The sequence below is a fragment of the Allobosea sp. TAF32 genome, from assembly GCF_052113585.1.
In the GTDB taxonomy this organism is placed as follows: domain Bacteria; phylum Pseudomonadota; class Alphaproteobacteria; order Rhizobiales; family Beijerinckiaceae; genus Allobosea.
Window position 1 is genome coordinate 348121 of the sequence record NZ_JBFRDM010000006.1, and the last position, 13118, is coordinate 361238.

The following is a 13118-nucleotide window of genomic DNA, read 5'->3' on the forward strand; positions in this document are numbered from 1 at the left end:
GGAAGGCGATGAAGGACAGGATCAAGGAAGGCATGGAGGTCATCGGGGCCGACGGTGTTCATGTCGGTTCGGTCGACCGCGTCGAGGGCGAGCGCATCAAGCTCAAGAAGAGCGATTCTTATGGCCGGCATGAAGGCCATCATCACTATATCGAGTTGGGCTTCGTCGCCGGCGTCGAAGGCAACAATGTGCGCTTGTCCGCGAATGCGGACATCGCCGTGACGCTGGAGGAAGAGCCCTCCGGCAAGCCAGTGAACCTCTGACGCTTCCGGCCGCGATCCTCGCGCGCGGGTGATCGCGGTCGTCTTGTCCGGGAAATGGATAGCTCCGATGCAGCAATGCGATCTCTACCTCAACGCCAAGAAGCCTGCGATCGGGTTCTGCGTTGCCAGCGGCGCGAAGCTGCCGGACTTTGCCGACCCGAAGGAACGGCTTTTCGACGGGACTGCTGCCGCCGCCGCCAAGCGTGATCGAAGGCGTCGCCGGCGCCGGCCATGCTTTCCGCGACATGGATTGAGATTTGCCGCAGGCTTGGACAGTCTCTGCTTCATAACTACCCCGGCCCGGACGACCGGGACGCGCCCGCATCCAGCCTATCGAACGGTCGTCCATGGACACAGGTCTTCCCACAGTGGTGTCGCAACCGGTATTTGCGACGCTGACGCGCTCGGCGATCTTCCTGGTCGTGACGATCAATCCGGGTAGCGAGGCGGAGGTCGCCATGCGCGGCCTCTGCGCCGATTTGTCCGGGCTGCTGCGAGCGGTCGGTTTCCGCGATCTCCAGGGCAACCTGTCCTGCGTCATGGGGATCGGCTCGCAGGCCTGGGACCGGCTCTTCGACGGGCCGCGGCCGAGGGAGCTACATCCGTTCAAGGAGATTCGCGGCGTGCACCACGCGGTCTCGACGCCGGGCGACATCCTGTTCCATATCCGCTCGACCAGGCGAATGGATCTATGCTTCGAATTGGCCCGGCAGATCATGATCCGGCTCGACGGCGCGGTCACGGCCGTCGACGAGGTCCATGGCTTCAACTATTTCGACGATCGCGACCTGATCGGCTTCGTCGACGGCACGGAAAACCCGAGCGGGCCGGATGCTGCCGCGGCCACGCTGATCGGCGACGAGGATGCGGGCTTCACTGGCGGCAGCTATGTCATCGTCCAGAAATACCTGCATGACCTCGCCGGCTGGGAGAAGGTGCCTGTCGAGGAGCAGGAGAACATCGTCGGTCGCCACAAGCTCTCGGATATCGAGCAGCCGGAGGCGCTGAAGAAGCCCTATGCCCACAACGTCCTGACCAGCATCACCGAGGATGGCGAGCCGGTCGACATCCTCCGCGACAACATGCCTTTCGGCCAGGCCGGAACGGGCGAGGCGGGGACCTATTTCATCGGCTATGCGCGCACGCCGCGGCGGATCGAGCGCATGCTGGAGAACATGTTCGTGGGCGCGCCGCCGGGCAATTACGACCGCCTGCTCGATTTCAGCCGCGCCGTCACCGGCTCGCTCTTCTTCGTGCCGACCGCGACCTTCCTGGACGCCGTCACGCCGGAGAAGGCCGAGCCGACACCGGCCCCCGTGTCGTGCGAGCCGTCTGCGGCCGTATCTCCACCCAAACCTCCCGGCGACGGCTCGCTTGGCATCGGTTCCCTGAAGGAAGAGGCAGGCCATGAATAATCTGCACCGGGAGCTCGCTCCCATCTCGGACGCCGCCTGGGCTGAGATCGAGGAGGAGGCGTCGCGCACCTTGAAGCGTTATCTCGCGGCGCGCCGCGTCGTCGATGTCGACGGCCCGAAGGGCACGGCCTATGCAGCCGCCGGGACGGGGCACACCCGCGCGATCGAGGCGCCGGGTGCGGGCATCCGCTCGCTTCTGCGCGAAGCTCAGCCGCTGGTCGAGTTGCGCGTGCCGTTCACGCTGACGCGGGATGCGATCGACGATGTCGAGCGCGGCTCCGACGATTCGGACTGGCAGCCGGTCAAGGATGCCGCGAAGACGATCGCCTTCGCCGAAGACCGCGCCGTCTTCGAAGGCTATGCCGCAGCCGGGATCACGGGCATCCGCAAAGGCAGCAGCAACGCCGCGGTGCCCCTGCCGGCCGCTCTCGACGATTATCCCGAGGCGGTCGCCAGGGCGCTGAACGACCTCAAGCTCGCCGGCTGCAACGGCCCCTATGCGCTGGTGCTGGGCGGCGAGGCCTATCGCGCAGCGAGCGGGGGCAACGAGGAGGGGTACCCGATCTTCCACCATCTCGAGCGCATCGTCGGTGGCGGGGTGATCTGGGCGCCGGCGATCGAAGGCGGCTTTCTCGTAACCACGCGCGGCGGCGATTTCGAGCTCGATCTCGGCCAGGATATCGCGATCGGCTATCTCGGCCACGATGCCAAGACGGTCGAACTCTACCTGCAGGAGAGCTTCACCTTCCGCATGCTCACATCCGAGGCCGCCGTCGCGCTGATCCAGCCGAACCCATGATGCCCACGGACGACCATCACGTCGTCATCGTCGGCGCCGGCTTCGGTGTGGTCTCGAGGCCGCGCGCAATCTCGCCAGCGCACTGGTCAGGGTCACGATGATCGACCTTCTGCATGAGCTTGTTCCTGGCGTTCAGAGCGATCGACTAATCGTTCCACGCGTTGGCGGTTCGAGCTCATATCAGCTGTCTGATCGCGCTGGGCTTGTTAGCGTCGACCGAACCAACGCATTGCATTCGCCCTAATCACGAGGCTCGCGGCATCGCCCGGGGCCAAGCCGCGGAGCGTGTCCGGCGGCACGGAGGCAACGATCGCACTACCGTCAGGCAATCTGCCATGCAGATTGGCGATGGAGCCTTGATAGGAAATTTGCTCGACCGTCGCCTTGAGTGTGTTGGCTTGGCCGGCATCCGTGACCGAAATGGCCTCGGGACGAAGCAGGACCTCCCCTTCGTCTCCAGGAGAGCCGCCCACGCCATCGGCCTGCAATTCGACTGTGAGGCCGGCGGTGAGAACAATCGATACATGCGCCTCCTTCCGGTCGGCGATATGGCCGGGGAGAAAATTCGCGCGACCGATGAAATCGGCGACGAAGCGGTTCGCTGGCTTTTGGTAGATCTCGCTCGCATTGCCGAGTTGCTGGAGTTCGCCATCCTTCATGACCGCGATGGTATCGGCTATGCTCATCGCTTCGGTTTGATCGTGGGTGACAAAGATCGACGTCAGGCCGAACTCGCGCTGCAGCCGCGACATCTCGAGACCAGTGCTCTCGCGCAGCTTGGCGTCGAGATTGGAGAACGGTTCGTCGAGCAGCAGGATCGAGGGGTTGATCACCAGCGCGCGCGCCACCGCGACCCGCTGCTGCTGGCCGCCGGAAAGCTGCCGGGGGAGCCGGTCCGCAAGCCCTGAAAGCTTGAGCTTGTCGAGCATGACGCCGATCCGCTGCTCACGCTCGGCCCGCGCCACACCACGCCTGCGCAGCCCGAAGGCGATGTTCTCGGCCGCGCTCATATGGGGAAACAGCGCGTAGTTCTGGAACACCAATCCCGTATCGCGCTTGTGGGCCGGCATCCGGGTGATGTCGGAACCGCCGGCCCGGATCGAGCCGGACGTCGGCTCGATGAAGCCTGCGACCATGCGCAGGGTCGTTGTCTTTCCGCAGCCCGAGGGGCCCAGCAACGCCAGCATCTGGCCCTGCGGAACCTTCGCGCTCAGATCGGCGACCGCGACCGCGGAGCCATAGGTCTTGCGCAGGTGATTGATCTCGATGTCCATGATCAGGTCCGGGAGCGCCCGAGGGAGCTCGACAAATGGTAGAGAAGCATGAAGCCAAGCGTGGCGAGCACGAGGAGGCCGGAGACCGCCGCAACCGAGGGCTCGAAGCCGAGTTGCACCGCGGAATAGATGGTCACGGGGAGCGTCGGAGCGCCCGGCTCGGCCAGGAACAGTGCGAGCACCACCTCGTCGAAGGAGGTGATGAAGGCGAGGACCGTTCCGGCGACGATGCCCGGCCGGACGACCGGCAGGACGACGAGGAAGAAGGCGACGACCGGCGAGGCTCCGAGATTGCGAGCGGCTTCCTCCAGGCTGCGGTCGAAGCGGCGCAGCACCGGCAGGGAGACGCGCAGCACATAGGGCGTGCAGACGATGACATGCCCGGCGACGAGCTTCCACGAACCAACCAGAAGCCCGGTGCGGGTGAAGAACAGCGTCAATCCAACGGCAAGCACGAGCGTAGGCAGGATCAGCGGCGACAGGAACACCGCTTCCAGCAGCCGCCGCCCCGGAAAGTCGAAGCGCGTCAGCGCATAGGCCGCCGATACCCCCAACGTGCAGGCGATGATCGCGCTGACCACGGCAATCCGGAGGCTGACCATCAGCGCCGTCAGATAGCGCGTGTCATGCAGCGCAGCCCCATACCATTTCAGCGTCAGCCCCTGTGGCGGGAACGCTAAATAGCCGGTGTCGCCCAGCGGAGCAGCGACGACGACGAGGATCGGAAGCAGCAGGTATCCGAAGGCCAGGACCGTCAGGACCAGCATGGCGATGCCGAGCGGAGAACGCAGGGAGATCGTCATCGCGATGGCTCCTTTTCACCGCGGCCTTCCAGGAGGGCGCCGTATGCGAGCGACACAGCCAAGACGACGACGAGCAGGATGGTCGCGAGAGCCGCTGCGAACGGCCAGTCCAGCAACTCGACAGCCTGCTCGTAGATCGCCGTGGCCATGACGTTGGCGCGCGCGCCGCCGACCAGGCTCGGCGTGGCGAAGGCGCTAATGGCCAGGGAGAAGACGAGAAGCGAGCCTGCGACGATGCCGCCGCTTGCGAGCCGGAAGGTGACCAGCCCGAGCGCGACGCTCGGGCGCGCGCCCAGGCTCATCGCGGCATATTCGAGATCGCGATCGATCGATTTGAAGACCCCGTGCAGCGTCAGGATCATCAGTGGCAGCAGAACCTGCGCGAGGGCGATGATCACGCCGGCCATCGTGTACATGGTCTGCACCGGCTGGTTGACGAGCCCCAGTGCCAGCAAAGTCCGGCTCAGCAGCCCGTCGCGAAAGAACAGCACCATCCAGCCGAAGGAGCGCACGACGGCGCTGACCAGTAGCGGAAAGGTCGTCAGCAGCAGGAGAAAGCTCGCCCAGCGCGATTGGGAGCGCGCGAGGAGATAGGCCGTCGGAACACCCAGCAGGAGGGTGATGGCCGTGACGGCGAAGCCGAGCCAGAGCGTGCGGCCCAGCATTTCCCAGTAATAGGAATCGAAGATGAAGCGCTCGTACTGCGCGAGCGTGAAGCCAGCCTTCTCGGTGGCGCTCATCGCGAGCAGCGATGCCTGCGGCCAGATGAAGAAGACCGCATAGGCAAACGCGCAGGGAGCAAAGAGGAGGACGGGCGCGAAGCGCGCCACGCCCGAGCCTGAAGCGGCTGTCGTCACCGTGCGATCTCGCGGTTCCAGCGTTCGATCCAGCCAGCGCGCTTGGCGTTGATCTTGTCGCGGTCGAGCTGGGCGAGCTTGTCCACCGCGGGAACTTCGGCCGCCAGATCCGCAGGCAGCTTGGTGTCGGGATTGGAGGCGGTCCAGCGCATCGTCCGAGCGATCTCGATCTGAGCTTCGGGCTTCAGCATCGCGTCGATCGCCGCACCGGCGACATCCGCGTTCTTGGTGCCCTTGGCGACGCAGGCGGTGATGTTGACGGCGGGGCTGCCCTCGACCGGAGTGGCGAAGGCGACGGGCAGGCCGGCCTGCTGCAGCTTGAAGGTGTTGCCGGTGTCGTAGGGCATGATCCAGATGTCGCCCTGCCCGAACAGGGTAGGAAGATCGGAAGCCGCCTTGAAGATCGTCTCGCCCTTGATCTTCTTCATCGCCTCGAAGCCGGGTTCGATATTGTCTTCGCTGCCGCCGAAAGCTTTGGCGAGCATCACGAGAAAGTCGACGCCATAGCCGTTGGTGATCGCCGGGAAGGCGATATGGCCCTTGTATTCAGGCTTCAGGAAGTCCTTGTAGCTCGTCGGCGGCGTCGGGATCTTGTCCTTCCGGTAGACGATGCCTTCGGCGATGACCGCCCAGGTCACCCAATGCCCGTCGGGATCCTTCAAGCCGGCCGGAATCCGCGCCAGGCGGGAGACGCCGGCCAGGGGCTGGCTCAGGCCCTCGCTCTTGGCGAAGGCTTCCTGGCCGCCGGAGAACTGGAACATGTCGATCTGAGGATTTCCGGCCTCCGCCTTCATGCGGGCGAGGGCGGCGGCCGACTGCATCGGCACCTGGGTCGAGGACGCCCCGCTTTCCCTGTCGAAGGGCGTGAAGACGGCCGCCTGAATGATGTCCATGGTCGAGCCGCCGAAGCCCGAGCTTACGAGCTTGCGGCCGGCGAATGATTGCGCCTTTGCCGCACTCGGCACCCACGGGAGAGCGGCGGAGGCGGCGAGCGCCGCCATCGCCTGGCGTCGGCTGACGTGGCTGATACCCATGATGGTCCCCTGTTGTTGGGCCGGGTATCGAAACCCGGCCATGTTACCGAGTTCGCCTGCAGATCTAGGCCGCGTCGTATCCCTTGGTGCCGACCAGCTCGAAGACCTGATCGCCGTTATAGATCGGCATATGCGGCCGGCGGATCGATCCGACCCAGGCCTTCTCGACCGGGCAGTGAACCTCCTCGACCACATCGCCGAAGAGATCGACGATATCGGCGAGATGCTGTCCTTTCACGACGTCGTCCCCGGGGCTGACCTTAGGGATGAACAGGCCGCCATGAGTGGCCTTGTGATGGATTGCATCGCCGCCGAGACGGAATTGCGCCGGAACGACTGGCTCGCCGGGCAGCATGCCACGGGCCTTGCAGACATTGAAGATCGCGAGCGTCAGCCGGTCCAGGTCTTCCGCCGTGACCCGTGCACCGCCGCCGCTCTCGACGATCAGCGAAGGCTTGCCGCTCTTCGTGTAATGGGTGAAATGGCAGCCCGAGAGGCCCTCTTCCAGCGAGTTCCAGACATTCGGAGCGCCGCAGGCGCGTCCGAGCCGCTCGGATTCCACGCCTTCAGCGGTCCCGTTGTTGTGGAACAGCGTGTAATGGCAGGTGATGGTGAGGTCGCCGCCGGAATGCAGATCCAGCATCGCATCCGAGTTCGCGAGCGACAGCTCAAGCAAACGATGGGCGAGCTGGTAGGTGTGATGGCCCTGGCGGTCGCCCGGGAAAACGCGGTTGAGATTGTAGCCGTCCTGCGGGGTCAGGCGATTGTAGCCGCGGAAGCCGAGCGGATTGGCGAGCATCAGGCAGATGACCCGCCCCGAAAGCTGGCTGAGATCGACCGTCTTCAGGAAGCGCTGGATCGCCAGCGGGCCGACCACCTCCGGGCCGTGGATGCAGGCCTGCAGCCAGAGCGTCGGGCCGTCCTTCTCTCCCTCGGCAATCAGCACCGGAGAATAGATGGGCCCGTCGGGATAGGAGCCGAGCTCGACATGGCCCTTGGTGATCTGCCCTTTGGCAGGCTTGGCGGTGCCGATCATCATCTGCTGCGCGCTCTCGTTGCTATCGTGCAGCGGCTCTCGCTGCTGCTATAAGAGAGCCCGAGGTACCATATATGTCAACACCGTTATCGCATATGGAACGGCCATGAGCTCGCTCGAAAATGGATTGCGCATCCTTTCGCTTCTCACCGAAGAACGGACGGTCCTGCGGGTTGGGGAAGTATGCCGCGAGCTCGACATGCCCAAGGCATCGGTGTCCCGACTTCTGAAAACACTGTCGGAAGCGGGGCTTCTAGAGCGCGAAGACCGTGATCAAGGATATGTCGCCGGAGGCCGCGCGCTGGACCTCGCTGCTCTCTATCTCGCTCGTCACAGCCTCCTGGATCTGGTTCGCGTTGCAATCGACGACCTTGTTCGCGAATTCGGTTTCACCGGACATGCAGGAATCGTGTCAGGCCACGAGCGCGTGCTGCTAGTCGCCCAGCAGGGCACCTATGCTTTGCAACACACCGGCGCTGTGGCTGAGCGCAAGCCGGCCTTCGACTCGATCATCGGCAGGGCGATCCTGGCGCGTTTGGATGACGATCGCGCCCTGTCGCAACTCGATGCGCAGGGCAAGCTGGGTTTGCGCGCGATGATGAGCGATCAGGAGGTCAGGGCGGAGTTCGCGGCCATCCGGAAAAATCGGATCGCTCGCTCATCGAGCCTTATCACGCCGGGTATTTCCTCGATCGGGGCAGCGATTGCAGATCCCGGCCGCGATGAGATCATGGGGCTCTGCCTGTCATTCCCGACAATTGCCGCTGACGATGCCGTGCAGGACCGGATTGCCGCGCGTGTCGCGCAGCATGCACATGCCATCGGCATTCGCATGCGGGACCCGGTCTGGTCGTAAAGGGCGCCGCGGGGCGAGAGCAGGCCGCTCGGAAGCGGCCGCTAAGAACGGAGTGGACCAAACGCGAGCATCGAGCGGGCGCAATTCCTGAGCACTTCGATGTGCGGCAGACTCCGGGTTTCGCTGTTCTCCGTTCAAGCTGGGACCGCTACAAAGTCGGATCTCAGCGGATCATTGGATTGCCCAAAGGGGGCGCCACATCAGTCAGGTCGCTGCAGCCGAAAAAGCTGAACGAGTTTCCCGTTGGAGTATGGGACCTGCGCTACCAGTTCACCATCAGGCACGCCGTTGCGCGACCATGACCTCAGGTATGGCACCTCATCCAGTCCGTCGCTGCGCGCGATCACGTGCGTCACCCCCTTCAGCGCGAGATACCTGAGCGCGGTCGCCTCATCGCTATGGGGAAGCCAGACAAAGTCTGCCTTCGCGTGGAACGCGAATGGGGTCATCGTATCGGCAATGGTGATCGGTTCGGATTTGCTTGCCAAGCTCATGGCAAGGGCCTTGACCGGTCGGAGCCCGTGCATCGAGGTCAGTTCCTTGATCGCGAACAGCGCCGCAGGCAGCATCATGGCCGCGAGCCCGAGGGCGATGCTGGCGGGTGCCACGCATGCCAGCCATCGCTCGGATCGCAGGTGCGGCGACAATGTCAGGTGCGCCCATTCGGCGAAGTGCCACAGGCCGGCGCTCGCCCAGATGCAGGAAACGGCGAGAAACAACACGAAGAACCGAGGGTGAGACGTGTAGTAGATGAAGAAGAGAGCAAACGAAGTGAGCGCGAGGAGCGCGATGAGATGCACCTCATCCACGAACCGACGGGGCCCCCACGGCCGTCCAAACAGACCTAGCATCGCAAGACCGAAGAGTGCCGGTGAACCGAACTCTACAGCGCCGCCGGTGAAAGCGGCCGCGCTCCGAAGGACATCGATCGTCTTCTTCGGGACGATCTTGAGATATTGCCTGAAATCGGGGCGGCCATTCTTGATGACGTCTATGTTGGGCCGGTTATAAGTGCCTTCGGCTTTCATCTCCGGATTGACCGCGAAGCTAGCCTCATATGTCGACATTCCGGACCGCATGCGGAGTTCCGTCGCCATGTTGAGTATGCTCTTGGTCTGCAGGGTCAATTCTCCAGTCTGCCGCGAAAGCCAGGTGACATACGGTAGAATGAATAATGCAAAGCAGCCGACCATCAACGCTGCGCGCGGGACATCTCGCAATACAGTCCGCACGAAAGGCAGGCGATCGGTCATGCCGCGCTGAAGGATGAGGAATGCGAGGCCGACCAGCATGAAAATCATCGCTTCGGGCCGCACGAGATACGCCAAACCATAGAGCAATCCCGCCGCAGCGGCAGGACGCAGGTCGGAGCGATCCGCCGCCCGCATCCCCGTCAAGACGGCGGCGAGAATAAGCGCCAGAAACAGGGGCTCGCAGTAGACCGTTGTCGAGAAGGTGACGAGGAACGGATGCAGGGCGACAATCGCAGCCGCGCCGAGCCCGATAGTCCGGCCGAACATCCGCTTCGCGATGCCGAACACCGGCAGCACGAGTAGAGCCCCAGACAGGATGTTGACGAGGCGCCCGGCCGCTTCCGCGGTGAATCCAAGCATCGAGATGCCGGCAATGAGGAGAGAAAAGAGGGGAGGGAAGAAGAGCTGGTCACCCGCCGTCGCAATCCCCTTGTAGCCCATGCCGCCGCGAATGTTTTCGGCGATCCGGGCGTATTCGGCGCCCTCTCCGTCGATCTCGCCGCTGAAGAATATGGCGCACAGGGCCCGCAGGATCAAAGCCGTTGCAAAGATCACTAGCAGTGTGCGCCGGTCTTGGAGGACGGTTGAGGCAAGCCGCCGCATCGGCCGATCGTGACGGTTCAGCATCGAAAGTCCATCCCCCGAGACTCTTCGCACGATACAACCAGCGCTGCGTCAGCTTCGCGCGACCATCACGATGCCGAAGACGATCAGCACGATGCCGCCCAACCGCTGATAGGTGATCTGATCTGCGAACAGCCACCAGCCGGCGAAGGTCGTCAGCGCAAACCCGACACCGACGAACGGGTAAGCCTGGGAGAGGTCGATCCCCGCAAGCGCCCGAAGCCAGAGGATCGTGCCCACGCCGTAGAGCGCCAGCCCGATTGCCACGCCCGGCGTGGCGAGGATCGCTAGAGGACCCAGGAGCATGCGGGCGGCGGCGGCCGGCTCCGAGGAGACGCCGAACTTGAATGCCACCTGTGCAACCGCGGACAGCGTAACGCTCACCAGCAGCAGCGCGATCGAGGTCGAGGACATGGCGATCCCTGTCCCCTATCGAGCGACGGGCTGAACCGAGGCTGCAGCCAGCACGACCGCCACGGTCGCGGCTGCGACCATCCATGAAACCCAATCGCGCGCGGAGTAGACGATCGGATCGTCGTGCATATAGCTGCGCTCGGTCGCTAACCAGAGCCGGCACTGCCAAAACACCATTAGTGGAACGAGAGCCCAAAGCAGCTGGGGTGAGCGATAGCGCTCCAGGGCTGCCTCACTGCCGACAAAAAGCGCCAGGACGACGCCGGATGCGAATGTCGAGCCGACGCCAAACATCATGAGTAGCGATCGATCCGATGGATAGTAACCGCGGCCTCCCACCTTCTGGCGGATTTGATCGGCTATGGCCTGGGTGGGAATCTCGGCGCACCGCTTGACCAGCGCGAGGCTCAGAAACGCGAACCCGGAAAATGCCAGCAACCAGAGAGTTACGTGGTGACCGGAGGCAATGCCTCCGGCGAGGACCCGCACCGTATAGAGCGCGGCGAGGATGAAGACATCGACCAACGGGTATCGCTTGAAGGAGAGCGAATAGCTCAACGAGACAACCGCATAAGCGGACAGGATCATGGCGCAGTTGGCCCACGTCGCCAGCGTAAAGCCGGTTGCCAGCAGCAGCAGGGACAGCGCGAAGCCGAAGGGGAGCGGCAGGCTGCCGCTCGCAAAGGGCCGCAGACGCTTGCGCGGGTGCTTCCTGTCCGCTTGGAGATCGAGGATGTCATTGACGATGTAGATCGCGGAGGCCGTGGCACACAGGGCCGCAAATACCAGCAGGGCACCGGATACGCTCTGCCAGTTGCCAAGATCCTGGGACGTCAGGAGTGGTACGAAAACCAGCAGGTTTTTCACCCACTGGTGGGGGCGCAAAGCACGTACTACAGCGTTTAGTCGCGAGGGAGGGGAGGGCTCGAACACGGTCGGCACGCGGCCCTCGCTGGTCAGCATTCTGGCAACCGACCTTGGTGCATCGACCAGGATGGCTTGGTCGGCTTCACGCCAAACGGCGAGATCGGACCGGCTGTTTGCGGCGTAGTCGAAGCCCTTGCGACGGTATCGCCGAACAAGCTCACGTGCCTTCTCGGCGCCCTTCAGATTGCGGACGCCGTCGGATGCGATGACCTCGTCGAATATACCGAGATGGTCGGCGACGGCCCTGGCGATGCGATCGTCCGCAGCGGTAACCAGGACGATCTTTCGCTCCGATTTCTTGGCCTCGACCAGATAGTCCAGCAGATCGGAGTTATAGGGGAGATGCTCCGGCGCAAAATCCGCCCGCATGGCAATGTCGCGCTTGAGCCCGGCCCGGCTAGGTTTTGCGAGTTGTCCCAGCACGACCGTTGCAAGGTCTTTCACCCCCAACGAGAGGGCCGTCTCCAACAATGTGTCGGTCCTGACGAGCGTCCCGTCGAGATCGACGCACAGTGGTACGGGTTTCGCTGGGCCGCCTCCACCTTCGTTCGCACTGCTTGGATCGTCGTTCGCGACAGTTAAGCGCCTCTCAGGTGATATCGGTCGGGCTGTCGACATAGTGGAGCGCTCCCGAAGCGACGATCCGGTGCAGCGATACTGTCCTAGTCGGACGAATTGATTTCGTCACGATCGCGCAACAGGCCAACGCCATGAACGATGAAAAATCGCACAAGTCTTTTTCTTCCCAGTTTCAAGCATACAGTTCGCCCTCGCGTCCAACAAGTCCCTGATTAAAGTAAAATTAATCGGCGAAGCGATCTCGGATGAGCGGCAGGACGCTCAGCAGATCGTTGCGAACGTTCCAGCGGTTGTCGTCTCTCTAATTAACGTAGAGAAACATCACATCATCGTCTTGGTGGTCGACCCGCGCAACCAAACTATAGAAACGGAGATCGGATCTCTCGATCATGCGCTATCAATCTTAATTGGTTTGGAGAGCAAATCAGCGTCTAACTATCGTCTTTGATGGGATAATAAATTTAATAATTAACAGTCTATCAGTAATTTACCGATATTAATCCCAATGTTACTGTAGTTCCTCGAGTCGTTGAACTACGGCGATGCGGGAGCCACGTTGCGCCCCGATCACCGCAATTGCAACCGATACCAAAGCGGCGAAGACAAGACCGACGATATAGAGCCCCGGCGTTGAGAGTTGCTCCGGCGGCGGATCAAAAACGCCGGTCAGCAGCGTGACCAGCATCCATGCCATGCCGAAGCCAATCGCACTGCTCCGATAGTGAAGATCACCAGCCCCTCGCCTGGCGGTGACGCTCGGCTCAGCGCGGAATCAGATCTGTGATCGGACGGCCCGCGCGATGGCGCAACATCGATGCGATCGTCGATTGGTATCGGACTGATCCACCCCCGTTGAATTGGTCCACCCTGAAGTATGTCTTTTGGCAGACAGGAGGACCGATATGCCGAAGAAGCGCCACAAGCCCGAAGAGATCGTCGCAAAGCTGCGTCAGGTCGATGTGCTGGTCTCGCAAGGGCAATCCG

13 protein-coding genes are annotated in these 13118 nt (G+C 63.0%); 4 read left to right on the forward strand and 9 right to left on the reverse strand.

Going from position 1 to position 13118, the window contains the following annotated elements:
• The first annotated feature begins 8 nt into the window (after positions 1-8).
• The 3 genes from AB4Z16_RS15260 to AB4Z16_RS15270 all read left to right on the forward strand — a co-directional run bounded on the left by AB4Z16_RS15260 (position 9) and on the right by AB4Z16_RS15270 (position 2477).
• On the forward strand, positions 9-263 hold the full coding sequence (locus tag AB4Z16_RS15260; RefSeq protein ID WP_441512199.1) for a DUF2171 domain-containing protein: 255 nt from the start codon (positions 9-11) through the stop codon (positions 261-263).
• Between the two features lie 347 nt (positions 264-610).
• Complete coding sequence (locus tag AB4Z16_RS15265) at positions 611-1678, forward strand: Dyp-type peroxidase (protein ID WP_441512200.1); 1068 nt, start codon at positions 611-613, stop codon at positions 1676-1678.
• On the forward strand, positions 1671-2477 hold the full coding sequence (locus tag AB4Z16_RS15270) for a family 1 encapsulin nanocompartment shell protein (protein WP_441512201.1): 807 nt from the start codon (positions 1671-1673) through the stop codon (positions 2475-2477). The genes AB4Z16_RS15265 and AB4Z16_RS15270 overlap by 8 nt, the downstream gene beginning before the upstream one ends.
• A gap of 206 nt (positions 2478-2683) precedes the next feature.
• Here AB4Z16_RS15270 and AB4Z16_RS15275 read toward each other — a convergent pair whose 3' ends face one another.
• The 5 genes from AB4Z16_RS15275 to AB4Z16_RS15295 form a co-directional block, all read right to left on the reverse strand.
• Entirely contained in the window at positions 2684-3751 is a 1068-nt protein-coding gene (locus tag AB4Z16_RS15275; RefSeq protein ID WP_441512202.1) for an ABC transporter ATP-binding protein, read from the reverse strand.
• A 2-nt stretch (positions 3752-3753) separates the two neighbouring features.
• The gene (locus tag AB4Z16_RS15280) at positions 3754-4554 is read right to left on the reverse strand and encodes an ABC transporter permease (RefSeq protein WP_441512203.1); all 801 of its coding nucleotides are present in this window, start codon (positions 4552-4554) and stop codon (positions 3754-3756) included.
• Complete coding sequence (locus tag AB4Z16_RS15285; protein ID WP_441512204.1) at positions 4551-5411, reverse strand: ABC transporter permease; 861 nt, start codon at positions 5409-5411, stop codon at positions 4551-4553. Before AB4Z16_RS15285 ends, AB4Z16_RS15280 begins: the two co-directional genes overlap by 4 nt.
• Positions 5408-6445: an extracellular solute-binding protein gene (locus AB4Z16_RS15290; protein ID WP_441512205.1), complete on the reverse strand. Its 1038-nt coding sequence runs from the start codon at positions 6443-6445 to the stop codon at positions 5408-5410. The genes AB4Z16_RS15285 and AB4Z16_RS15290 overlap by 4 nt, the downstream gene beginning before the upstream one ends.
• A gap of 64 nt (positions 6446-6509) precedes the next feature.
• Positions 6510-7484 carry a succinylglutamate desuccinylase/aspartoacylase family protein gene (locus AB4Z16_RS15295; protein WP_441512206.1) on the reverse strand — a complete coding sequence of 325 codons (975 nt, stop codon included), beginning with the start codon at positions 7482-7484 and terminating at the stop codon, positions 6510-6512.
• Positions 7485-7587: 103 nt separating this feature from the next.
• Between AB4Z16_RS15295 and AB4Z16_RS15300 the strand changes: the two genes are divergently transcribed.
• Complete coding sequence (locus AB4Z16_RS15300; protein ID WP_441512207.1) at positions 7588-8337, forward strand: IclR family transcriptional regulator; 750 nt, start codon at positions 7588-7590, stop codon at positions 8335-8337.
• Positions 8338-8537: 200 nt separating this feature from the next.
• On the opposite strand, the gene AB4Z16_RS15305 is transcribed toward AB4Z16_RS15300, so the two are convergent.
• The 4 genes from AB4Z16_RS15305 to AB4Z16_RS15320 form a co-directional block, all read right to left on the reverse strand.
• Entirely contained in the window at positions 8538-10217 is a 1680-nt protein-coding gene (locus tag AB4Z16_RS15305; RefSeq protein ID WP_441512208.1) for an ArnT family glycosyltransferase, read from the reverse strand.
• 48 nt (positions 10218-10265) lie between these two features.
• Entirely contained in the window at positions 10266-10628 is a 363-nt protein-coding gene (locus AB4Z16_RS15310; RefSeq protein WP_441512209.1) for a DMT family transporter, read from the reverse strand.
• Positions 10629-10643: 15 nt separating this feature from the next.
• On the reverse strand, positions 10644-12173 hold the full coding sequence (locus tag AB4Z16_RS15315; RefSeq protein ID WP_441512210.1) for a UbiA family prenyltransferase: 1530 nt from the start codon (positions 12171-12173) through the stop codon (positions 10644-10646).
• Between the two features lie 469 nt (positions 12174-12642).
• Positions 12643-12819, reverse strand: coding sequence for a hypothetical protein (locus AB4Z16_RS15320; RefSeq protein ID WP_441512211.1), 177 nt, complete (start codon positions 12817-12819; stop codon positions 12643-12645).
• Positions 12820-13118: the final 299 nt, after the last annotated feature.